Source organism: Geodermatophilus sp. SMS 5-13 (genome assembly GCF_059428245.1).
In genome coordinates, this window is sequence record NZ_CP165729.1 from 272,491 (window position 1) to 292,603 (window position 20,113).

Consider the following 20,113-nt stretch of genomic DNA (forward strand, 5'->3'; position numbering starts at 1 on the left):
GACACGCCGCGCAGGCGGTTAGGCGCTCCGTCGACGGGGGTAGCCCCCCGGACAACCCCCGGAAAACTTCAAGCCCGTAGTGTTTCGGCCGCTCCGGTCCGGATACCGGGCGATCATGCTCGCGCAGTGCACGGTCGTCGTACCGACGATCGGCCGGCCGTCGCTGGACGTGCTGCTCGACGCCCTCGCCACCGCGCCCGGCCCGCGCCCGGCCGAGCTGCTCGTCGTCGACGACCGGCCCGCCGGGGAGCCGCTGGCCGTCGACCGCCCCGGTCTGCCGCCGACGCGGGTGGTCCGCACCGGCGGCGGCGGCCCGGCCCGCGCCCGCAACCTCGGCTGGCGCAGCGCCCGCACCGAGTGGATCGCCTTCCTCGACGACGACGTCGTCCCCGACGCCGACTGGTACCGACGGCTCGAGCAGGACCTGGGCGAGCTGCCCGCCGACGTCGCCGGCAGCCAGGGCCGGGTGCGGGTGCCGCTGCCCGAGGACCGCAGGCCCACCGACTGGGAGCGCGGCACCGCCGGCCTGGCCACCAGCAGCTGGATCACCGCCGACCTCGCCTACCGGCGCGCCGCGCTCGCCCGCGTCGGCGGCTTCGACGAGCGCTTCCCGCGCGCCTTCCGCGAGGACTCCGACCTGGCGCTGCGGGTCACGGACACCGGCGCCCGGCTGGTCCGCGGGCAGCGCTGGATCACCCACCCGGTGCGGCCGGTCGACCGCTGGGTCAGCCTGCGCGTGCAGGCGGGCAACGCCGACGACGTCCTCATGCGCCGGCTGCACGGGCCGGACTGGCGGCAGCGGGCCGACGCGCCGCTGGGCCGCCGTCCCCAGCACCTGGCGGTCACCGCCACCGGCGTCGCGGCCCTCGCCCTGGCCGTGGCCCGCCGCCCGCGCGCCGCGGCACTGGCCGCCGGCGCCTGGCTCGCCGGCACCGCCGAGTTCGCCTGGCGGCGGATCGAGCCCGGCCCGCGCACGAGGGCCGAAGTGGCCACGATGGCCGTGACGTCGGCCGCCATCCCGGCGCTGGCCACCTGGCACTGGCTGAAGGGCGTCGTCCGGCACCGCGCGGTCCAGCCGTGGCGCGGGCTGCCCGACCTGGTGCTGTTCGACCGCGACGGCACGCTCGTGCACGACTTCCCGTACAACGGCGACCCGGAGTGGGTGCGCCCGGTCGAGGGCGCGACGGAGGCGCTGGACCGGCTGCGCGCCCGCGGCGTGCGGGTGGGCGTGGTCAGCAACCAGTCCGGCGTTGCCCGCGGGCTCATCACCGAGGAGCAGGTCCGGGCGTGCAACGCCCGGCTCGAGGAGCTGCTCGGGCCGTTCGACGTGATCCGGTACTGCCCGCACGGCCCCGACGACGGGTGCGCCTGCCGCAAGCCGGCGCCGGGAATGGTCAAGGACGCCTGCGCCGCGCTCGACGTCGACCCGGCCCGCACCGTCGTCATCGGCGACATCGGCGCCGACGTCGACGCCGCGGCCGCCGCCGGCGCGACCGGCGTCATGGTGCCCACCCCGGTCACCCGGAGGTCCGAGGTGGCCAAGGCTCGAGAAGGAATGGCCACCCACACGGCCGAGAACCTGGCCGCCGCCGTCGATGACGTGCTGGCGGGCAGGTGGTGATGGCGGCAACCGTCCTGATCGCCCGGCTCGACAACGCCGGCGACGTGCTGCTCCAGGGCCCGCTGGTCCGCGCGGTCGCGGCCGGCGCCGAGCGGGTGGTGTTCCTCGCCGGGCCGGCCGGCGCCGAGGCGGCGCGGCTGCTGCCCGGCGTCGACGAGGTCTGGACCTGGGCGTGCCCGTGGATCCTCGGCGAGCCGCCGGCCGTCGACCCGGCCGACCTCGCCGCCCTGACCGAGCGGGTCCGCGCCCTCGCCCCGGACGCCGCGGTGCTCTCCACGTCGTTCCACCAGTCGCCGCTTCCGCTGGCGCTGCTGTTGCGCGCCGCCGGCGTGCCGCGCCTCTCGGCGATCAGCGTCGACTACCCCGGCTCGCTGCTCGACGTCCGGCACCGGGTGGACGACGACCTGCCCGAGCCCGAGCGGGCGCTCTCCCTCGCCCGCGCGGCCGGCTTCGAGCTCCCGGACGGCGACGACGGCCGGCTGGCCGTGTGCCGCCCGCTGCCGCCGACCCCGCACGAGCCGGGGTACGTGGTGCTGCACCCCGGTGCCTCGGTGCCCGCCCGCGCCTGGCCGGCCGCGCAGTGCGCCGAGGCGGTCGAGGCCCTCGCCGACGCCGGCCACCGCGTGCTGGTCACCGGCGGGCCGGCCGAGCGGGAGCTGACCGCGTTCGTCGCCGGCCGCCGCGGCGTGGACCTCGGCGGGGCGACCTCCCTGGCAGAGATGGCCGCGCTGCTCGACGGCGCCGCCGCCGTCGTCGTCGGCAACACCGGCCCGGCGCACCTGGCGGCCGCGGTCGGCACCCCCGTCGTCTCGCTGTTCTCCCCGGTCGTCCCGGCGGAGCGGTGGGCGCCCTACGGCGTCCCTACCGTGCTGCTCGGCGACCAGGGCGCCCCCTGCCGCGGCACCCGGGCCCGCGAGTGCCCGGTGCCCGGCCACCCCTGCCTGACCTCGGTGAGCCCGGCCGACGTCGTCGCTGCTGTCGAGAAACTGGTGAGCCTGTGAAGGTTCTGCTCTGGCACGTGCACGGCTCGTGGACGACGGCGTTCGTCGAAGGGCACCACGAGTACCTCCTGCCGGTGACACCGGATCGCGGGCCCGACGGCCTCGGCCGCGCCCGCACGTGGGACTGGCCGGCGTCCGCGCGCGAGGTGACCCCCGAGCAGCTGCGCGCGGCGGACGTCGACGTCGTCGTCCTGCAGCGGATCCGCGACCTGGAGTTGGTCCGCGAATGGCTCGGCCGCGAGCCGGGCCGCGACCTGCCCGCCGTCTTCCTCGAGCACAACGCCCCGGACGGCGGTGTCCCGAACACGCGGCACCCGCTGGCCGACCGCGACGACATCCCGATCGCGCACGTCACGCACTTCAACCGGCTCTTCTACGACAGCGGCCGCGCGCCGACCACCGTGATCGAGCACGGCATCGTCGACCCGGGGGAGCGGTACACCGGCGAGCTGGCCCGCGCCGCCGTCGTCACCAACGAGCCGGTCCGCCGCGGCCGGTACGTGGGCGCGGACCTGCTGCCCGGGCTGGCTGCCGCCGCGCCGGTCGACGTCTTCGGCATGGGCCTGTCCGGCCTGCACGAGCAGCACGGGCTGGACCCCGACCGGGTCGCGCTGCACGAGGACCCGCCGCAGGCCGCGATGCACGCCGAGCTGGCCCGCCGCCGGGTGTACGTGCACCCGGTCCGCTGGACCTCGCTGGGGCTCTCCCTGCTCGAGGCCATGCACCTGGGGATGCCGGTCGTCGGGCTGGCCACCACCGAGGCGGTCGAGGCGGTGCCGGCGGAGGCCGGGGTGCTCTCGACGGACCCGGAGCGGCTGTGGGCCGCCGTCCGGGAGTTCGTGCACGACGAGGACGCCGCCCGGCTGGCCGGCAAGGCGGCCCGCGCCGCCGCGCTGGAGCGCTACGGGCTTCCCCGGTTCCTCCGCGATTGGGACGCGCTGCTGGAGGAGGTGACCCGGTGAAGATCGACCTGGTATCGGAGCACGCCAGCCCGCTGGCGGCGATCGGCGGCGTGGACGCCGGCGGTCAGAACGTGCACGTCGCCGCGCTCGCAGCGGGTCTCGCCACCCGCGGCCACGAGGTCACGGTGTTCACCCGCCGGGACGACGAGGCGCTGCCGCGGCAGGTGGTCACCCAGGATGGCTACAACGTGGTGCACGTGCCGGCCGGCCCCGCGGACGCGCTGCCCAAGGACGACCTGCTCCGGCACATGCCGGAATTCGCCTCCTTCCTGCGCCGCACGTGGGCCGAGCACCCGCCGGACCTCGTGCACGCGCACTTCTGGATGAGCGGGCTGGCCTCGGTCGCCGCGCGCGGCTCGTTGCCCGTGGTGCAGACCTTCCACGCGCTCGGCTCGGTCAAGCGCCGGCACCAGGGCGCCGCGGACACCTCGCCGCCGCAGCGCGTCGAGCTCGAGCGGGCGCTGTGCCGCAACGTCACGCACGTCGTGGCCACCTGCTCCGACGAGGTGTTCGAGCTGCGCCGGCTGGGCCTGCCCACCGACCGCGCCTCGATCGTGCCCTGCGGCGTCGACACCGCCGTCTTCACGCCACGTGGTCCGGTGGCAGCTCGCTCCGCGCGCCCCCGGCTGCTCGTCCTCGGCCGGCTGGTCGAGCGCAAGGGCCAGGAGGACGCCGTCCGCGCGCTGGCCGGGATCCCGGACGCCGAGCTGGTCGTCGTCGGCGGGCCCCCCGCGGACCGGCTGGACGACGACCCGTTCGTCCGGCACCTGCGGACGGTGGCCGGCTCCTTGGGCGTGGCCGACCGCGTCGTCTTCACCGGCTCGGTGTCCCGCGCCGACGTGCCGGCCTGGATCCGGTCGGCCGACGTCGTCCTCGCCACGCCCTGGTACGAGCCGTTCGGCATCACCCCGCTGGAGGCGATGGCCTGCGGGCGGCCGGTGGTCGCCACCGCCGTCGGCGGGCTGGTCGACAGCGTGGCGGAGGGCGTCACCGGCGACCTCGTGCCGCCCCGCGACCCCGGGCGGCTGGCCGAGGTGGTCGGCGCGCTGCTGGCCGACGACGACCGCCGCGCCGCCTACGGCGCGGCCGGCGTGAAACGGGCGCGGGCCCGCTACCGCTGGAGCCGGGTCGTCGCCGACACCGAGGCCGTGTACCGCCAGGTCCTGTCCGCCCCCCGACTCGTGGAGGTCGCCCGGTGAGTCTCGACTCCCTCAGCAGAGCGCCGCACTCGACCGCCGAGGTCGTCTCGCCCGACGCGTGCACGCACCTGACCGGCCAGGACCACGTGGCCTCGCTGACCGCCGCGTTGCGCGACGTCAGTGCCCACGTCGAGACCCTCGACCGCTGGGGCCGGCTGCTCGCCGACGTGCTCTGCGGCGCCGGGCGCGGGCGGCTGCTCGCGGCGGGCAACGGCGGCAGCGCCGCGCAGGCGCAGCACCTGACCGCCGAGCTGGTCGGCCGCTACCGCGCCGACCGACCGCCGTTCTCGGCGATCTGCCTGACCGCCGAGACGTCGAGCCTGACCGCGATCGCCAACGACTACCCGGCCGACGAGCTGTTCGCCCGCCAGGTGGAGGCGCACGGCCGGGCCGGCGACGTGCTGGTGCTGCTGTCGACGTCCGGCCGGTCGCCGAACGCGGTGGCCGCCGCCCGGCGGGCGCGCGAGTGCGGCATCACCGTGCTGGCCATGACCGGCCCGGCGCCCAACCCGCTGGCCGCGGCCGCGGACGAGGCGGTGTGCATCGACTCGCCCTGGACGGCGACCGTGCAGGAGTGCCACCTGGTGGCGCTGCACCTGGTCTGCGCCGCCTTCGACGCGGCGGTGCTCAGCGAGCCGGCGCGGGTGTCGACCGCCAACCGCGTGCAGGTGGTGGAGTGAAGCCGCTGGTGGTGGTCGGCGACGCGCTGCTCGACGTCGACCTGGTCGGCTCGGCGTCCCGGCTCACCCCCGACGCGCCCGTGCCGGTCGTCGAGGACGTCGAGCGCCGGGAGCGCCCCGGCGGCGCGGCGCTGGCCGCGGTCATCGCCGCGGCGGCCACCCGCCGCGAGGTCGTGCTCGTCGCGCCGGTCGACTCCGACGAGGGCGCCGACCGGTTGCGCGCGCTGCTGGCCGGGCGGGTGCGGCTGGTGGAGATCCCGTCGTCGGGCGGCACCGCGGTCAAGCAGCGGGTGCGGGTGGGCGACCACTCGGTGGTGCGGATCGACAGCGGCAGCCCGGTGGCCGACCTGGGCGCGCTGCCGGCCGCGGCCGCCGAGGTGATCCGGTCGGCCGCCGCGGTGCTCGTCGCCGACTACGGCCGGGGGACGACGTCGGCCGCGGACGTGCGCGCGGCGCTGGCCGAGGCGGGCGGGCCGGTGGTGTGGGACCCGCACCCGCGGGGCGCCGACCCGGTGCCGAGCGCGCGGCTGGTGACGCCGAACGGGTCCGAGGCGGCCCGGGTGGCTGCCGCGGCCGGCTGCGATGCGACCGGCGACGGGCTGGCCGCGGTCGGGGCCCGGGCCGAGGCGCTGATCCGGCGCTGGGGCGTGGGCGCGGTCGCGGTGACCCTGGGCTCGCGCGGCGCGCTGCTCTCCTACGGCGAGGGCGCGCCGATGGTCGTGCCGGCGGTCGCGGTGACCGGGGGCGACCCGTGCGGTGCCGGCGACTCCTTCGCCGCCGCGGCCGCGCTGGCGCTGGCCGACGGCGCGGTGACCGGCGAGGCGGTGGCGGCTGCGGTCGCCGCGGCCTCGGCGTTCGTCGCGCGGGGCGGGGCGTCCGCGTGGGACGCCGAGGCCGAGGAGCCGAACGTCGTGGCGGACTCGTCGGTCGACGCGCTGCTCGCCCGGGTGCGCGCCGGCGGGGGCACCGTCGTCGCGACCGGCGGCTGCTTCGACCTGCTGCACCCCGGCCACGTGGCGACGCTGCGCGCCGCCCGCGGGCTCGGCGACTGCCTGGTCGTGTGCATCAACTCCGACGACTCGGTGCGCCGGCTCAAGGGGCCGTCCCGGCCGCTGGTGAGCGCCCCCGACCGGGCGCGGGTGCTGGAGGCGCTGGAGTTCGTCGACGCCGTCGTCGTGTTCGACGAGGACACCCCCGCGGAGATCCTCGACCGGCTGCGTCCCGACGTCTGGGCCAAGGGTGGGGACTACGCCGGCGCCGACCTGCCCGAGGCCGCGGTGCTGCGGCGGTGGGGTGGGCAGGCCGTCGTCCTGCCCTACCTCGACGGGCACTCGACGACCGCGCTGGTCGAGCGCTCGCGAGTATGAAGACCGCGGTCGTGCTGCGGCCGCTGGGACTGGGGGACCTGCTCACCGGGGTGCCGGCGATCCGGGCGATCCGGGGAGCCGTCCCGGAGCACCACCTGGTCCTCGCGACGACGGCGGCGCTGCAGCCGCTCGCGGCGCTGATCGACGCCGTCGACGAGGTGCTGCCTTCCCGCGAGCTGGAGCCGCTGGACTGGGACCGCCCGCCGCCGGAGCTGGCCGTGGACCTGCACGGCAAGGGGCCGGCGTCGCACGTGATCGTCGGCCGGCTGCACCCCGACCGGTTGCTGACCTTCGCCAGCCCCGGCTACCCGGGCCCGGTCTGGCGGCCCGACGAGCACGAGGTGCACCGCTGGTGCCGGCTGGTCGCCGAGGGGCTCGGCGTCCCCGCCGATCCCGACGCGCTCGACCTCGCCGTCCCGGCCGTGCCGCCGCCGGTGATCGGGGCCGCCGTCGTCCACCCCGGCGCGGCCTTCCCGGGGCGCCGGTGGCCGCCCGACCGGTTCGCCGCCGTCGCCCGCTTCCTCGCGCGGGCCGGGCACGACGTCCGGATCACCGGCGGGCCGGCCGAGGAGCCACTGGCCCGTGCGGTCGCCGAGGGGGCCCGGCTGGGGGAGGACGCCGTCCTCGCCGGGCGGACGTCGTCGCTCGAGCTGGCCGCCGTGGTCGCGGCCGCCCGCGTGGTGGTCAGCGGCGACACGGGCGTCGCGCACCTGGCCACCGCCTACCGGCGCCCGTCGGTGGTGCTGTTCGGCCCGGTGTCGCCCGCGTTGTGGGGTCCGCCGCCGCGCGAGCAGCACGTCGTCCTCTGGCACGGGGACGGCGCCGGCGACCCCTGGGGCACCGAGCTCGACCCCGCCCTCGCGAAGGTGACCGTCGCCGAGGTCACCGAGGCCCTGGACTCCCTGCTCCGTGCTCGCTAGTGCTCTGCCCACCAGGGTGGGCAGAGCACGAGCGTGGCCGGAACCGAGGTCAGGCCGCCGCGCCGCTCTCGGCCTCCGCGCGCAGCGGCGCCAGTGCGGTCGCCCACTCCACGACCTGGTCGAGCGTCTGCTCGAGGAACGGCACCTGGTGCGCTCCGGGCGTGAACTCGGTGATGTTCTCGAAGTCGGTGAAGATGCTCAGGTACACGCCGGCCCGCACCGTGGCGACCCGCAGCTCCGCGAGCACCAGGCGCAGCTGCTCGATCGCCCGGCTGCCGCCGGTGACGCCGTACCCGACGAAGCCGGCCGCCTTGTTCGCCCACTCCGAGTGGAGGAAGTCGATCGCGTTCTTCAGCGACCCGGGGATGCCGTGGTTGTACTCGGGCGTGACGAAGACGAACCCGTCGAAGCGGGCCACCGCACGCGACGCTCACCGACGCCGGGTGGGAGAAGGTCGTGGCCACCGCTCCCGGGCACGTCGCAGCTCGGCGGGGTGGCCGACCGCCTGGCGCCCGGCTTGCCGGGGACGAGGACTGCGCGCCGCCCGCGTGACCCCCCCCGGAAACGACGAACCGCCCCGTCCGCGGAATGCGGGCGGGGCGGTCCGGGGTCGGCGGAAGACCGGTACGGCCTTCCGCGCGGCTCACGCGCCGTAGTTCGTGTGCACGTGGTCCATGTGGTTCTGGGTGGGGCTGCCGCGGTCGGCCATCTGCTTCCAGGAGCCGTTCGGCGAGGTGAGGATCCGCTGCTGCCAGATGATGTACTCGACGCCGAGCTCGTCCCAGTGGGCGACCTGGTAGGTGACGATCGCGTCGCCGAGGGCGCGGTCACCCAGGACCATGTAGTCGATCGCCAGGCCCGACGGGTGGCCGTGCGGGTCGCGCGCGCTGGCCCGGGTGCCGCCGAGGGTGATGGCGTCGGCGCCGGGCACGTTGGAGACGACTGCGTCGGCGGCCGCCTGGGCCCGCGGCTTGATGGCACCAGCGGTGTTGGTGATCTTCGCGGTGCTGCTGGCCGGCGCAGGAGCGGCCTCCGGCGCGGGCGCGGCCTCCGGCGCGGGCGCGGCCTCTGGCGCGGGCGCGGCCGGAGCGGCAGCGGGCGCCGCCTCCACGGGCGCCGCGGCCGGCGCGGTGACGACCGGCGCCGCGGCCTCGGGAGCGGCCTGCGCCGAGCCGGAGGTCAGCAGCACCTGACCCGGGAAGATCAGGTTCGGGTTGCCGCCGATGACGTGGGCGTTGAGCTGGTAGAGCTCGCGCCACGGCTCGCTGTGCGCGGCGGCGATCTTCGCGACCGTGTCGCCACGCTTCACCGTGTAGTCGCCGGCCGGGGCGGCGGCGGTGTCCTTCTCGGCGGCGGCAGTGTCGGCGGCCGGAGCGGGGGGCGCGGCCGGAGCCGGAGCCGGAGCCGGGGCCGCCTCGGCGGCGGCCGCGGTGGTGCCGTCGGTCAGGCGCTTGCCGCAGGTCGGCCACGCGCCGATGCCCTGCCCGGCGAGCACCTCCTCGGCGATCTGGATCTGCTGGGCGGGGGTCGCCAGGTCGGCGCGGGGGGCGAGGTCGGTGCCACCGAAGCCGGCCCAGGTCGACTGGCTGAACTGCAGCCCGCCGAAGTAGCCGTTGCCGGTGTTGATGCTCCAGTTGCCGCCCGACTCGCACTCGGCGACGCCGGTCCAGTCGTGGCTGGTGGCGGCCTGGGCCGGGGAGCTCAGGACGCCGATGCCGACGACGGTGGCGCCGGCGGCGACGGGGGCGCGGGAGATGACCTTCTTGGTGCGGACGTAACGGGGCGCGCGGTGCTTGGGCATGGTGTGAGTGATCTCCGATGACGCCGGCGAGGTGAGCTGTCGGGTTCGGGCGATCGGTGCCCGGCCGCGGTGCGCGGCTTCACCCCGAGGCGCGCGGCCCGAGGCCTGGCGCGCCGTGGAAACGTGGGTCCCCCACCCCTGCCCTGAACTGTTCGGGATGGCAGCCGGTGGGCAGGGTTTGGCGGACCGGCTCCACGCTCTTGTTTAGCTGAGCGCAGCCAAAACGCTACGGCCTGTTATGTGCATTGTCGCCGTGACGCCCGCCACATCCGGTGCCGCCGGCGGGAAAACGCCAGGTGACGACGACGCCGTCCGCCGAAATGCGGATCAGCTCACTGCCGCTGGCGGATCGCGTCGAAGAGCACGTCCTGCAGGTCGGCCGGGTCCTCGGCGGAGTAGGCCGCGCCGCCGGTGGCCTCGGCGATCTGCCGCAGCACGTCGAGGTCGGCGTCCGGGCCCAGGGCCACCCCGATCACCTTCACCGGCCGGTCGGGGTCGGCCTCGGCGCGCAGCGTGTCCAGCAGCTCCGGCAGGCCGACGCTCTGGTCGTCGTCGTCCGCGCCGTCGGTGACGATCAGCACGCTGTTGACCGCGTCCGGGCTGTAGTCGGCCTGCGCCGCCCGGACCGCCGCCAGCGTGGTGTCGTACAACCCGGTGCCGCCGGAGCGCAGCCGGTCGGGCAGCTGGCGCAGTTGCTCGTCGAGGGCGACCCGCTGCGGCCGGCCCTCCACCTGCATGTCCAGCCGGCGGGTCGGCACGACCTCGGCGAAGTCCTGGTCCCCGTCGAGATGGTGGGCGAAGTTCCAGAGCCCGATCGCCGAGGTGTCCGGGATCAGGGTCAGCGCGCTCCTGGCGGCGTCGCTGGCGAGGGTCGCGCGCGTGCTGGTGCCGACCGGCGCCTCCATCGACGTCGACACGTCGAAGACGGCCAGGATCCGGGACGGTGCGGACAGGCTCGCCAGCCGGGCCAGCAGCGCACGGACGTCGGCCGGGTCGAGCGCGATCGCCTCGGGTGCCGCGTCCGGCAGGCCGGCGTCGGCGGCGTGCGACGGTGCGGCGCCCTCCGGGTCGCGGAACCCGGCCCCGCGCGCCCGCTCGGACGCCGCCGCGGAGGTCAGCCGGCCCACGATCGCGTCCACCGCGGCGGCGCTCTCGACCGGGGTCGACGCGACCCGGAGCACCGGGTAGTCCAGCCGAGGGGACCCGTCGCTCGGGTACACGGCGACCAGTTGCGAGTCGCCGGCGGCCGCGGTGGCGGCGTACACCTCCTGCTCGCTCACCGGCACCAGCGGGGCGTCGGCGTCGCCCGCGCCGCCGGCGGCCAGGGCATCGGCGACGCTGACCGCCGGCCCGCGAGCCGCGGCGAGGACCGCCTCGACGATCGCGTTGTCGGCGTCCGTACCGCCGCCGAGCCCGGCCCGCACCGCGCCCAGCGCGGCGATCCCCTCGGCGCTCTCGGCCAGGTCCGGGACGGCGATGGGGTGCTGCGCGGCCAGGGCGGCGGCCCAGGTCGGCGGGGCGTCGGTCCAGCCCAGCGCGTCGGCGGCGGCCCGGCTGGTGGCGAGCACGACCGGCGAATGGGCCAGCGTGCTGGTCATCTCCAGGGCGGCGCCCTCCGGGGCGCGGGCCAGCCACAGCGAGGAGTCGGGCACCCACACGTGGGGCAGCGCCGAGGCCTCGAGCGCGCCGAGGTCGGCGACGGTCTGCAGCGGCTCCTGGGTCTCGACCGCGGCCACCGCGCAGCTGCCGTCGTCCAGCTCCTGCGGGCCGCGCAGCACGTCCCGGGCCAGCGCGCCGAGCTCGGGGGCGACGGTCACCCGGACGGTGCGCTGCCGGCAGTCCCCGCCGGAGGCCACGGCCCACCACACGATCCCGCCGGCCAGCAGCCCGAGGACGGCGACGACGGCCACGACGGCGCGGGGGTGGAACCGGCGGGCGGCGGAGGGATCGGCGTGACGGCCCATGCTCGCTCTCGATCGTGCGGACTCCGTGCGGGCCCTGAGGCCGCCGACCGAGAGTAGTCGGCCGCTCCCGGAGGGCTGCGCCGTCCCACCGGGCGGATGCGCTCTCGCTCATGCGGACGGGCCGCCGGCTCCCGGGTGGGGAGCCGACGGCCCGTCGATGGTGCGGAAGCGGGTTACGCCTGCGGGATGCCGCCGTCCGGCGGCGTGGACTCCGCGCTGTCGGACTCCTCGATCTCGGCGTCCCCGTTGTCGGTGACCAGGACGCCGGTCTTGTCCTCGCCGACCAGACCGTTGAGCTGGACGACCTTCATGCCGCTGATGCCGGCGTGCCGGTCCGCCGAGTAGCGGAACGGCGCGAAGGCCGGGCCCTCCCAGTCCTGGCCGTTCTCCTCGATGGCCTCGACCAGGCTGTCGCGGGTCGGGTTCTGCCCGGCCGCGAGCAGTGCCTGCACCGTCGTGTAGGCCTGCGCCATGCCGTAGACGCGGAAGTTGGTCAGCTCACCCTCCTGGCCGGAGGCGTCCCAGACCTTCTGCCACAGCTGCACCCACGGGTCGTCCGGGGCGTCGACGCCGGCGAGGTACTCGGTGGTGAAGGCGCCGTCGAGCAGGCTGGCGTCGCTCACCTGGCCCTGGGAGAAGTTGGCCAGCAGCGCGCCGACCAGGCCCGGGTCCGAGCCCACGTTCGAGTAGAACCACTGCGGCTTGTAGCCCAGCCGCAGCGCGGTCAGCTGCGAGATCGCGGTGTAGCTCGGCACGTTGAAACCGACGACGAAGTCGGCGCCGGCGGCCTGCAGCGAGGCGATCTGCGCGGTGATGTCGGTGTTGCCGGGCACGTAGCTCTCCGCCGCGACGATCTGGTCGTCGATGTACTGGCGGACGCCCTTCTCGCCGTTCTCACCGAAGTCGTCGGCCTGCAGGAAGAGCCCGACCTTGGCGTCCGGGAAGTTCTCGGCGATGTAGTTGCCGATGACCTTCCCCTCGCTCTCGTAGTCGGTCTGCCAGCCGAAGGTGTACGGGTTGTTCTCCGGGTCGTCCCACAGCAGCGAGCCGGAGGCGACGAACAGGTCGGGCACCTGCTCGCCGTTGAGGAAGTCGAGGACGGCGCTGTGCGTGGGCGTGCCGAGGCCGCCCATGATCGCGAAGACCTCCTCGTCCAGGACGAGCTCGTTGACCACCGACGCGGTGTTCGTCGGGTTGTAGCCGTCGTCCCGGTAGACGTAGTCGATCTTCCGGCCGTTGACCCCGCCGTTGTCGTTGACGTAGTCGAAGTACGCCTGGACGCCGGTGGGGATCTCGCTGTAACCCGGCGAGGCGACGCCGGTCAGCGGGTAGTGGGCGCCGATCTTGATGCTGTCCGCGGTGATGCCGACGTCCGAGGCCTCGTTGGCCCCGCCGGTGTCGCCGCCGCTCTCCCGGTCCTGGCCCGCGCCGCAGGCGGCGAGGGACGAGACGACGGTGGCCGCGGCCAGCAATGACACGAGGCCCCGTGAGGATGTGCGCAACTGTTCTCCTCTGTGCGATCCGGGCACCGCTGCCCGGAGGTCTGATGGACGGAGGGGGGAAGGCGGCCGGGCCCTCACCCCCTGCCTGCGCGCGCACCCGCGCGCTTCGCGCGGGCGGACAGCCAGCGCAGCCGGATCGTGCCGACCAGGCCGGCGGGGGCGAACAGCATGACGAGGACCAGCACGATCCCGTAGACCAGGGGGGACAGCTGCGCGGCCTCGGTGTCGCTGAGGTCCAGCCCCGAACCCGCGTTGCGGGCCAGCTCGGGCAGGAAGACCAGCATGACCGCGCCGAGCAGCGCCCCCAGCAGGCTGCCCAGCCCCCCGATCACGATCGCGGTCAGCAGCGACAGCGAGAGCACGAGGGTGAACGACAGCGTCGACACCGAGCCGAGCACGAAGGCCAGCAGCGCGCCGGCGAACCCGGCGCAGGCCGAGCTGACGACGAAGGCAAGCACCCGCCAGTGGCCGAGCCGGATGCCGGCCAGCTCGGCGGCCACCTCCTGGTCGCGGACCGCCCGCCAGGTGCGGCCGATCCGGCTCCGGGAGAGGTTGGCCAGCAGGAAGAAGGTCAGCAGGACGCCGAGGAGGCCCAGGTAGGCCTGCCACTTCTGGTTGGTCGGCTGGGTGCCGGAGAGGAAGAAGGAGAAGTCCTGCCACCACGCCGGCGGCTCCGGCCGGCGGAAGGTGATCGGCTGGTTGCCGCCCAGCGTCTCCGGGAAGACCAGCGCCAGCCCGGGCAGACCCACGGCCAGCGCAAGGGTCGCCCCGGCGAGGTAGGGGCCGTGCAGCCGCGCCGCCGCCACCCCGACGATCGCCCCGACGACGGTGGTGACCGCGATCGACACCAGGAAGATCACCGGCAGCGGCCAGGGGTCGTCCTGGTACTCCAGGAACAGCGCCGTGGTGTACGCGCCGACCGCCATCAGCGCGCCGTGCCCGAGGGAGATCTGCCCGTTGAGGCCGGTCAGCACGGTCAGCCCGGCCGCCGCCACCGCGTAGTAGCCCACCGCGGCGATCTGGGTGTGGGTGAACCGGTCGGTCGCCTCGATCAGGAGCATGCCGGCGACCAGCGCCAGCACGAGCAGCGCCGCGTGCCGGGGGAGGGCCGCCTGGGGCAGGCCCCACCTCCGCCGCCGTCCGCCGGCCGTGGCGGTGGGCGCGTCGGCCGCGGCGGTCGCGACCGTGGGGACGTCGTCCGTCGCCTGACCGGGTGTCTGCAGGTCACTCATCGACTCATGCCCTCCGGGCCTTGGTGGCGCTGAACAACCCGCCCGGGCGGACCAGGAGGACGACGACCAGGATCACCAGCGCCGCCAGGCTGACCACCTCGTCGCCGAGGTAGCCGCGCACATAGCCGAGCAGCAGGCCCAGCGCGACCCCGCCGACCACCGCGCCGATCGGCGAGTCCAGCCCCCCGAGGACGGCGGCCACGAAGCCGTAGACGATCAGCGCGTCCATGAACGTCGGCGTCAGCGACGAGCCCTCGCCGGCGATGAGCACCCCGGAGATGGCGCCGACGACCGCGGCCAGCGCCCAGCCGAGGGTGAGCATCCGGCCGACCTTGACGCCGAGCAGCCGGGCGACCTCCTGGCCGAAGGCGGAGGCCCGCATCGCCAGGCCCACGCGGGTGTAGCGGAACAGCGCGATCAGCAGCGCGAGGGTGAGCAGGACCCCGCCGATCGTGTAGAGGTTGTTCGGCGTGAGCGCGATGTTCGTGCCGCCGACGGTGAAGCCCACCCGGCCGAACGGCGGCGGGAAGGCCCGCTCGTTGTTGCCGAAGACGATCGCGATCACCGCCTGGATCGCGATGAACAGGCCGAGCGTGACGATGACCGCGTTGAGCTCGGGGCCGCCCTCCACGGGGCGGATCACCACCCGCTCGATCACCGCCCCGAGCACGAACCCGCTGACCAGCGCCACGAGGACGGCGACCCAGTAGGACTGGCCGGCCTCGATCAGCGCGAGCGCGATGAACGTCGTCGCCGCCGCCATCGAGCCCTGCGCGAAGTTGACGATCCGGGTGGACCGCCAGATGAGGACCAGCGCGAGGGCGAAGGCCGCGAAGATCGCGCCCTGGACCGCACCCGCGACGGTGAGGGTGATGAACTGCTGCACGGAGGGGGGTTGCCTTCCTGGTCGCCGGGGTCAGAAGCCGAGGTAGGCGTGCCGGAGGTCCTCGTCGGCCATGAGGGTCCGGGCCGAGTCGGTGACGACGACGCGGCCGAGGTTGAGCACCACGCCCACGTCGGCGACCGACAGGGCGCTCCGGGCGTTCTGCTCGACGAGCAGCACCGACAGGCCCTCGGTGTCGACCAGGTGCCGGACCAGCCCGAAGATCTGCGCCACGATCCGCGGCGCCAGCCCGAGGGACGGCTCGTCCAGGAGCAGCACCCGCGGCCGGGCCATCAGCGCGCGGCCCACGACGAGCATCTGGCGCTCGCCGCCGGAGAGGTTGTGCGCCGGCTGCGTGCGGCGCTCGGCCAGCCGCGGGAACAGCTCGTAGACCCGGTCGAACTCCTCCTTGGGCGGCTTGCCGCGGAACAGCGCCCCGACGCGGAGGTTCTCGTCGACGGTGAGCTCGGCGATGACGCCCCGGCCCTCGGGCACGTGGGACATGCCCTTGCCGACCATCGCCTCGACCGGCGCCCTGGTGATGTCGTCGCCGTCGAGCAGCACCTGACCGCGGACCGGGCGGATCAGCCCGCTGACCGTGCGCAGCAGCGTCGTCTTGCCCGCGCCGTTGGCGCCGAGCACGGCGGTGATCCGCCCGCGGTCGGCGCGCAGCGAGACGCCGTCCAGGGCGCGGACCGGGCCGTAGTGGGTGGTGAGGTCGCGGACCTCCAGGACGGCGGCGCCGTCCGCGTCGGCGGCGGAGACCGCGGTGCCGCCGTGGGCGCGCGGCTCAGCCACGGGACCCTCCCTCGTGCGCGGCGAGCTCGGCGGCGTCGGCCTCGGCGTCGACCTGCTCGCCCAGGTAGGCCTCGGTCACCGCGGGGTCCGCCTGGACCTCCGCCGGGGTGCCGGCCGCGATCTGCAGGCCGGAGTCGAGCACGGTCACCCGGTCGCAGACCCGCATGACCAGGTCCATGTGGTGCTCGACGAGCAGCACGCTCATCCGCGACTGCAGCGCGCCGATGAGGTCGCCGAGCTCGTGCATCTCCTCCTCGGACAGGCCGCTGGCCGGCTCGTCGAGCAGCAGCAGCTCCGGGTCGCTCACCAGGGCGCGGGCCAGCGCGACCCGCTTCTGCACGGGGTAGGGGAGGCTGCTGGGGTGGCGGCCGGCGTAGTCGACGGCGTCGAGCTCCTCGAGGGCGGCCAGCGCGCGGCCGCGCAGCGCCTGCTCGTCCTTCTCGCCGAGGCCGAACAGGGCGGAGGCGAAGCCGGCCCGGGCGTGCCGGTGCGCGCCGACCATGACGTTCTCCAGCACGGTCAGCCCGGTGAACAGGCCCACGCCCTGCAGCGTGCGGGCGATGCCCATCCCCGCCAGCGCGGCCGGCTTGAGCCGGCGCTGCTCGGCGCCGCGCCAGACGATGCGGCCGGCGGTCGGGCGGACCAGCCCGCAGGCGACGTTGAACAGCGTGGTCTTGCCCGCGCCGTTCGGCCCGATCAGGCCGTGCACCTGCCCGGGCTCGACGGTGAGCGAGACGTCGGACAGCGCGGTGACGCCGCCGAAGGTGACCGTGATCCCGGTCATCTCGAGCCGGGAGGCGGGCGCGCGGTCGGCTATCGGCCGAATCGGTTCCGTATTACTGACAGGTCGCTCGGGCGGCTGCGCCAACAGGCCCACGTCTCCTCTTCGTCGGGGAGGTCGCCCGGCCGGGAAGCGCTCGGCGACGATTGGGTCACGGCTACGTCCCCCTGACGTTCCCCGCCGGTGAGGGCAGTCACAATGGGCTGGCCGCACAGTTTCCGCACAGCTTCGTTGTGCGCGGCGCTGCCCCACCGAGAAGGAGGCCGAGTGCAGGCGTTCCGCCCGGAAGTGACCGCCCGCCTCGTCGAACTGACTCCCCTGCTGCTCGGTCGGCTCGGGGACCTCAACGACCGTATGATCGAGCTGCTGCTGCGCAACGAGCCGGCCTACCGCCAGTTCGCCGGGCACTCGGCGACCGAGCTGCGCACCTCGACCCGGGCCGGGCTCGAGCGCGGCGTGCGGGCACTGATCGGGGCGCTGCCCCGCGGGGCCTCGATAGCGGGGGCCCGCGAGGTGGGCCGGCGCCGGGCGGCGCAGGGCATCCCGCTCGAGGCGGTGCTGCGCGCCTACCGGTACGCCGGGCAGGTGATCTGGGACGGGCTGCTCGACGTCGCTCGGGTGGCCGGCCGAGGGCACGACCCGCTGCTGCTCGAGGTGGCCGGCTCGATCTGGCGGTCCAACGACCTCGAGTGCGGCGCGGTGGCCGAGAGCTACCGCGAGGAACAGCGCCGGCTGGCCGGCGTCGACGAGGAGGCCCGCCAGCACGTGCTGGACGGGCTGCTCGACGGCCGCGGGGGCGACCCGGCGTTCGTGCGCACCGCCTCGGAGCTGCTCGCCGTGCCGCTCGCCGGCCGGCTGCTGGCCGTCGTCGCGCTGCCCGACCCCGACGGTGAGGCGGCGCTCGCCGACCCGTCTGGCGCGCTGCTGCGCCGGGGGGTGCGCTCGGTGTGGGGCACCCGCTCGGGCGCGCAGGTCGGCTTCGTCGCGCTCGGCCCGCGCTGCCCGGACGACGTCCAGGCCTGGCTCGCGGCGCTCGCCGCCGGCCCGGTCGGCGTCTCGGCCGTCGTCGACGGCGCGGCCGGCTGCGCGGCCGCCTACCGGCTGGCCGAGACCGCCGCCCGCACGCTGCCGGTGGGCGCGTCCCGCGTGGTCACCATCGACGACCGGCTGCCCGAGGCGCTGCTGTCGAACTCACCGGAGATCAGCTCCCGGCTGGTCGGCCAGACCCTCGGCGGGCTGCTCGAGCTGCCCGACGACGAGCGCGAGATGCTGCTGGACACCCTCGCGGCGTTCCTGGCGGCCGACGGCTCCCCGACGCGGGCCGCCGACGAGCTCTACTGCCACCGGAACACGGTCATGCACCGGCTGCGGCGGATCGAGGCGGTGACCGGCCGCAAGCTCACCGATCCCCGCGCCCGGCTGCAGTGGCAGCTCGCGCTGCTGGGCGCCCGGCAGCGCCACCCCGCCCGCTCCGCCTGAGCGCCGGAGAAAATCCTCGGCGCGGGATGTCGAGAACCGGCGGGCGGCTCCGTCCCCCGGGTGCAGGCGGCCACACTGGGCCGCACCTCACCCGGGAGAACACGATGGCGAAGTACCTGCTGCTCAAGCACTACCGGGGCGCTCCGGCGGCGGTCAACGACGTGCCGATGGAGAAGTGGACGCCGGAGGAGATCTCGGCCCACGTCCAGTACATGGACGACTTCGCGGCCAAGCTCCAGGAGACCGGTGAGTTCGTCGACGAAAAGGCACTCGCGCCCGGGGGCACGTGGGTCCGCTACGACGGCGAGGGCCGCCCGCCGGTCACCGACGGACCGTTCGCCGAGACCAAGGACCTCGTCGCCGGCTGGATGGTGATCGACGTCGACAGCTACGACCGCGCCCTCGAACTGGCCGCCGAGCTGTCGGCCGCCCCGGGCGCGGGTGGGAAGCCGATCCACGAGTGGCTGGAGCTGCGCCCGTTCCTGGGCGCGTTGCCCACCATCACGGAGTGACCGCACCGGTGGACGAGACCCTGCTGCGGGCGATCGTCCCCACCGTGATCGGGATCCTCGGCCGCCGCGGAGCCGACTTCGCGGCGGCCGAGGACGCCGTGCAGGACGCCCTGGTGGAGGCCGTCCGCGTGTGGCCGGAGGACCCGCCGCGGGACCCGCAGGGCTGGCTGGTCACCGTCGCCTGGCGCCGGTTCCTCGATGCCACCCGCGCCGACACCTCCCGACGGCGGCGCGAGGAGCTCGTCGACGCGGAGCCGGCGCCCGGCCCGGGCGAGGCGGTGGACGACACCCTCCAGCTCTACTTCCTGTGCGCGCACCCGTCCCTGTCCCCCGCCTCGGCGGTCGCGCTCACGCTGCGCGCGGTCGGCGGGCTGACCACCCGCCAGATCGCGCAGGCCTACCTCGTGCCGGAGGCGACCATGGCCCAGCGCATCAGCCGGGCCAAGCGGACCGTCTCCGGCGTCCGGTTCACCCGGCCCGGCGACGTCGCCACGGTGCTGCGCGTGCTCTACCTGGTCTTCAACGAGGGCTACTCCGGCGACGTCGACCTCGCCGCCGAGGCGATCCGGCTCACCCGCCAGCTGGCGGCGCGGATCGACCACGAGGAGGTGGCCGGCCTGCTCGCGCTGATGCTGCTGCACCACGCGCGGCGCCCGGCCCGGACCCGCCCCGACGGCAGCCTCGTGCCCCTCGCCGAGCAGGACCGCACCCGGTGGGACACCCGACTGATCGCCGAGGGCGTCGGCGTGCTCCAGGCCGCGCTCGCCCGCGACCGCCTGGGCGAGTTCCAGGCCCAGGCCGCCATCGCCGCGCTGCACGCCGACGCGCGCACCGCGGAGGAGACCGACTGGGTGCAGATCGTCGAGTGGTACGACGAGCTGGTGCGGCTCACCGGCAGCCCGGTCGCCCGCCTCAACCGGGCCGTCGCGGTCGGCGAGGCCGACGGTCCGCGGGCCGGCCTGGCGGCCCTGGCGGAGCTCGACCCCGCCCTCCCGCGCCACGCCGCCGTCGCGGCGTACCTGCACGAGCGGGACGGGGACCCGGGAACCGCGGCCCGGCTCTACGCCGAGGCCGCCCGATCGGCGCCCAACCTCCCCGAGCGCGACCACCTCACGCGCCAGGCCGCGCGGCTCAACGCGGCGGCGCGCCGGTGAGCGCCTACTGCAGGTAGTTCTCCACCTCGGGCTCGGGGCGGGGCGTGGCCTCGTCCGGGTCCTCGCCGTACTGGCGCTTGGCGCGCCACTGGCGCAGCAGGTCCCAGCACTGGTCGAGGTGGCCCTCCAGCTCGGAGAGCCGCGCCCGCTGCTCGTCGGTGTGCTCGGTGCTGTCCCGGAGCTTGTGCTCCTCGTCGACCAGCGCCGAGATCCGGCTCAGGATGTCCTTCTCGTCCACGGCGTCCTCCTGCCCCCGG

General features: G+C 75.6%; 19 protein-coding genes and 1 riboswitch. Of the genes, 10 read left to right on the forward strand and 9 right to left on the reverse strand.

What is annotated here, in order from left to right; translation table 11 throughout:
• Nucleotides 1-115 precede the first annotated feature (115 nt).
• Genes AB3388_RS01305 through AB3388_RS01335 form a run of 7 tightly spaced genes read left to right on the forward strand, consistent with a single transcriptional unit; the run spans nt 116 to nt 7,750 of the window.
• Nucleotides 116-1,621, forward strand: coding sequence for an HAD-IIIA family hydrolase (locus tag AB3388_RS01305; RefSeq protein ID WP_495408948.1), 1,506 nt, complete (start codon nt 116-118; stop codon nt 1,619-1,621).
• On the forward strand, nt 1,621-2,622 hold the full coding sequence (locus AB3388_RS01310) for a glycosyltransferase family 9 protein (protein ID WP_495408949.1): 1,002 nt from the start codon (nt 1,621-1,623) through the stop codon (nt 2,620-2,622). Before AB3388_RS01305 ends, AB3388_RS01310 begins: the two co-directional genes overlap by 1 nt.
• Nucleotides 2,619-3,584: a glycosyltransferase gene (locus AB3388_RS01315; RefSeq protein WP_495408950.1), complete on the forward strand. Its 966-nt coding sequence runs from the start codon at nt 2,619-2,621 to the stop codon at nt 3,582-3,584. The genes AB3388_RS01310 and AB3388_RS01315 overlap by 4 nt, the downstream gene beginning before the upstream one ends.
• Nucleotides 3,581-4,783 carry a glycosyltransferase gene (locus tag AB3388_RS01320; protein ID WP_495408951.1) on the forward strand — a complete coding sequence of 401 codons (1,203 nt, stop codon included), beginning with the start codon at nt 3,581-3,583 and terminating at the stop codon, nt 4,781-4,783. Before AB3388_RS01315 ends, AB3388_RS01320 begins: the two co-directional genes overlap by 4 nt.
• Nucleotides 4,780-5,463 (forward strand): D-sedoheptulose-7-phosphate isomerase, encoded by a 684-nt coding sequence (locus AB3388_RS01325; RefSeq protein ID WP_495408952.1) that lies wholly within the window; start codon nt 4,780-4,782, stop codon nt 5,461-5,463. The genes AB3388_RS01320 and AB3388_RS01325 overlap by 4 nt, the downstream gene beginning before the upstream one ends.
• Nucleotides 5,460-6,830, forward strand: coding sequence for a D-glycero-beta-D-manno-heptose 1-phosphate adenylyltransferase (gene rfaE2, locus AB3388_RS01330; protein ID WP_495408953.1), 1,371 nt, complete (start codon nt 5,460-5,462; stop codon nt 6,828-6,830). Before AB3388_RS01325 ends, rfaE2 begins: the two co-directional genes overlap by 4 nt.
• Nucleotides 6,827-7,750, forward strand: a complete 924-nt coding sequence (locus tag AB3388_RS01335; protein ID WP_495408954.1) for a glycosyltransferase family 9 protein — start codon at nt 6,827-6,829, stop codon at nt 7,748-7,750. The genes rfaE2 and AB3388_RS01335 overlap by 4 nt, the downstream gene beginning before the upstream one ends.
• 49 nt (nt 7,751-7,799) lie before the next feature.
• On the opposite strand, the gene AB3388_RS01340 is transcribed toward AB3388_RS01335, so the two are convergent.
• The 8 genes from AB3388_RS01340 to AB3388_RS01375 all read right to left on the reverse strand — a co-directional run bounded on the left by AB3388_RS01340 (nt 7,800) and on the right by AB3388_RS01375 (nt 16,714).
• A complete protein-coding gene (locus tag AB3388_RS01340) occupies nt 7,800-8,168 on the reverse strand; it encodes an NADPH-dependent FMN reductase (RefSeq protein ID WP_495408955.1) in 369 nt (122 codons plus the stop codon).
• 225 nt (nt 8,169-8,393) lie between these two features.
• Nucleotides 8,394-9,551 (reverse strand): LysM peptidoglycan-binding domain-containing protein, encoded by a 1,158-nt coding sequence (locus tag AB3388_RS01345; RefSeq protein WP_495408956.1) that lies wholly within the window; start codon nt 9,549-9,551, stop codon nt 8,394-8,396.
• A gap of 6 nt (nt 9,552-9,557) precedes the next feature.
• A riboswitch (cyclic di-AMP (ydaO/yuaA leader) is annotated at nt 9,558-9,724 on the reverse strand.
• A 159-nt stretch (nt 9,725-9,883) separates the two neighbouring features.
• Entirely contained in the window at nt 9,884-11,515 is a 1,632-nt protein-coding gene (locus AB3388_RS01350; protein ID WP_495408957.1) for a vWA domain-containing protein, read from the reverse strand.
• A 173-nt stretch (nt 11,516-11,688) separates the two neighbouring features.
• Nucleotides 11,689-13,017 (reverse strand): ABC transporter substrate-binding protein, encoded by a 1,329-nt coding sequence (locus AB3388_RS01355; protein WP_495408958.1) that lies wholly within the window; start codon nt 13,015-13,017, stop codon nt 11,689-11,691.
• A 74-nt stretch (nt 13,018-13,091) separates the two neighbouring features.
• Nucleotides 13,092-14,249, reverse strand: a complete 1,158-nt coding sequence (locus AB3388_RS01360; protein ID WP_495408959.1) for a branched-chain amino acid ABC transporter permease — start codon at nt 14,247-14,249, stop codon at nt 13,092-13,094.
• A gap of 4 nt (nt 14,250-14,253) precedes the next feature.
• Complete coding sequence (locus AB3388_RS01365) at nt 14,254-15,135, reverse strand: branched-chain amino acid ABC transporter permease (protein WP_495408960.1); 882 nt, start codon at nt 15,133-15,135, stop codon at nt 14,254-14,256.
• 30 nt (nt 15,136-15,165) lie between these two features.
• Entirely contained in the window at nt 15,166-15,930 is a 765-nt protein-coding gene (locus AB3388_RS01370; RefSeq protein WP_495408961.1) for an ABC transporter ATP-binding protein, read from the reverse strand.
• Nucleotides 15,923-16,714: an ABC transporter ATP-binding protein gene (locus AB3388_RS01375; RefSeq protein ID WP_495408962.1), complete on the reverse strand. Its 792-nt coding sequence runs from the start codon at nt 16,712-16,714 to the stop codon at nt 15,923-15,925. The genes AB3388_RS01370 and AB3388_RS01375 overlap by 8 nt, the downstream gene beginning before the upstream one ends.
• A 285-nt stretch (nt 16,715-16,999) precedes the next feature.
• Between AB3388_RS01375 and AB3388_RS01380 the strand changes: the two genes are divergently transcribed.
• From AB3388_RS01380 to AB3388_RS01390, 3 genes are all read left to right on the forward strand, one after another.
• Nucleotides 17,000-18,190 carry a PucR family transcriptional regulator gene (locus AB3388_RS01380; protein WP_495411427.1) on the forward strand — a complete coding sequence of 397 codons (1,191 nt, stop codon included), beginning with the start codon at nt 17,000-17,002 and terminating at the stop codon, nt 18,188-18,190.
• 104 nt (nt 18,191-18,294) lie between these two features.
• The gene (locus AB3388_RS01385) at nt 18,295-18,702 is read left to right on the forward strand and encodes a YciI family protein (RefSeq protein WP_495408963.1); all 408 of its coding nucleotides are present in this window, start codon (nt 18,295-18,297) and stop codon (nt 18,700-18,702) included.
• Nucleotides 18,699-19,856 (forward strand): RNA polymerase sigma factor, encoded by a 1,158-nt coding sequence (locus tag AB3388_RS01390; RefSeq protein ID WP_495408964.1) that lies wholly within the window; start codon nt 18,699-18,701, stop codon nt 19,854-19,856. The genes AB3388_RS01385 and AB3388_RS01390 overlap by 4 nt, the downstream gene beginning before the upstream one ends.
• A 4-nt stretch (nt 19,857-19,860) precedes the next feature.
• Here AB3388_RS01390 and AB3388_RS01395 read toward each other — a convergent pair whose 3' ends face one another.
• Nucleotides 19,861-20,094 carry a DUF2630 family protein gene (locus AB3388_RS01395; protein ID WP_495408965.1) on the reverse strand — a complete coding sequence of 78 codons (234 nt, stop codon included), beginning with the start codon at nt 20,092-20,094 and terminating at the stop codon, nt 19,861-19,863.
• Nucleotides 20,095-20,113: the final 19 nt, after the last annotated feature.

Excerpts from the sequence above, each read along its gene's own strand:
- AB3388_RS01350 (WP_495408957.1), bottom strand. The coding sequence starts at position 11,515 with ATGGGCCGTCACGCCGATCCCTCCGCCGCCCGCCGGTTCCACCCCCGC.
- AB3388_RS01385 (WP_495408963.1), top strand. The coding sequence starts at position 18,295 with ATGGCGAAGTACCTGCTGCTCAAGCACTACCGGGGCGCTCCGGCGGCG.
- AB3388_RS01345 (WP_495408956.1), bottom strand. The coding sequence starts at position 9,551 with ATGCCCAAGCACCGCGCGCCCCGTTACGTCCGCACCAAGAAGGTCATC.
- AB3388_RS01305 (WP_495408948.1), top strand. The coding sequence starts at position 116 with ATGCTCGCGCAGTGCACGGTCGTCGTACCGACGATCGGCCGGCCGTCG.
- AB3388_RS01310 (WP_495408949.1), top strand. The coding sequence starts at position 1,621 with ATGGCGGCAACCGTCCTGATCGCCCGGCTCGACAACGCCGGCGACGTG.
- AB3388_RS01335 (WP_495408954.1), top strand. The coding sequence starts at position 6,827 with ATGAAGACCGCGGTCGTGCTGCGGCCGCTGGGACTGGGGGACCTGCTC.
- AB3388_RS01360 (WP_495408959.1), bottom strand. The coding sequence starts at position 14,249 with ATGAGTGACCTGCAGACACCCGGTCAGGCGACGGACGACGTCCCCACG.
- AB3388_RS01375 (WP_495408962.1), bottom strand. The coding sequence starts at position 16,714 with ATGACCGGGATCACGGTCACCTTCGGCGGCGTCACCGCGCTGTCCGAC.